At 59.3% G+C, this 1,286-nt stretch carries 1 protein-coding gene; it reads left to right on the top strand.

Annotation, left to right across the window (positions count from 1 at the left end):
* The first annotated feature begins 89 nt into the window (after nt 1-89).
* Nucleotides 90-1,225, top strand: a protein-coding gene (locus NCT32_RS36890) for an IS3 family transposase (protein WP_407643089.1) whose coding sequence is annotated in 2 segments (ribosomal slippage) — nt 90-354 and nt 354-1,225 — 1,137 coding nt in all. Because the reading frame shifts where the segments join, the coding sequence is not laid out codon by codon here.
* Nucleotides 1,226-1,286: the final 61 nt, after the last annotated feature.

The raw sequence follows: 1,286 nt of genomic DNA, 5'->3' as shown, positions 1-1,286 counted from the left end.
AGAGGTGGCTTCGGGAATTCGGACAGTTCCTTGAGTGGAAAAGCTGGGGCGTGAGTCGGCCATAATGGCCGGCAACAAGGAACCAGAAGATGACGAAACGAAACCGACGGACCCACTCGCCAGCGTTCAAGGCAAAGGTGGCCCTGGCAGCGCTCAAGGGCGACAAGACGCTGGCAGAGCTGGCCCAGCAGTTTGATGTCCATCCGAACCAGATTACGGACTGGAAGAAGCAACTGCAGGAGCGGGTTGCCGATGTGTTCGACGCGGGCAACTCGGCGCCAGCGGCACCGCCAGTCGACGTGAAGGTACTGCACGCGAAGATCGGGCAATTGACGCTGGAGAACGATTTTTTAGAAAGCGCGCTCAGCAAGGCGGGACTGCTGAGCGTAAGGCGATGATCGATCGTGATCACGCCCTGCCGGTGACACAGCAGGCGCGGCTGGTAGGCATCAGCCGGTCGAGCGCCTATTACCAATCGCGCGGGGTCAGCGAAGCGGATCTGAAATTGATGCGCCGGATTGACGAGCTTCACCTCGAGCATCCATTTGCGGGGGCGCGAATGCTGGCACGGCTGCTGCGTCGCGAAGGTATCAAGGTCGGACGCAGACACGTCAGCACCTTGATGAAGCGCATGGGTGTCGAAGCGCTGTATCGCAAGCCAAACACGAGCCGCAAGCATGCAGCCCACAGGATCTGGCCGTACCTGCTTCGCAACCGGAAAATCGACCGGGCCAATCAGGTCTGGGCGCTCGATACGAGCTATATCCCGATGGCGCGCGGCTTCGTATATCTGACGGCTGTCGTGGACTGGGCGAGTCGTCGGGTGCTGGCACACCGGGTGGCGATCACGCTGGAGAGCTGCCATGCTGTCGAGGCGCTGGAGGAAGCGTTTGCGAAATACGGCCTGCCTGAGATCGTCAACACGGATCAAGGCAGCCAGTTCACCGCAACCGAATTCACCGACGCGGTGCTCAGCCGGAGCGTTCTTCTGTCCATGGATGGAAAAGGCGCCTGGCGTGACAACGTGTTCGTTGAACGGGTGTGGCGCAGCGTCAAATATGAGGAAGTCTATCTGAAAGCCTACGACTCGATCAGCCACGCCCGCCGCTCAATCGGCAACTACCTGAGCTGGTATAACCAGAATCGGCCTCATTCCAGGCTGGCCGATCAGACACCGGATGAAGCATACTTCGCCACGCTGCCAGCGATAAAATCGGCAGCTTGATTGCCTCAGCGATTCCACTTAAAAACTGGCGGATCCTGTCCGAACGAATGAGGCCACCTCT

The sequence above is a fragment of the Caballeronia sp. INML2 genome (assembly GCF_023631365.1).
Taxonomy (GTDB): domain Bacteria; phylum Pseudomonadota; class Gammaproteobacteria; order Burkholderiales; family Burkholderiaceae; genus Caballeronia; species Caballeronia turbans.
Note: the sequence above shows the minus strand (reverse complement) of the source record. Positions and strands in the feature narration are given on the sequence as shown.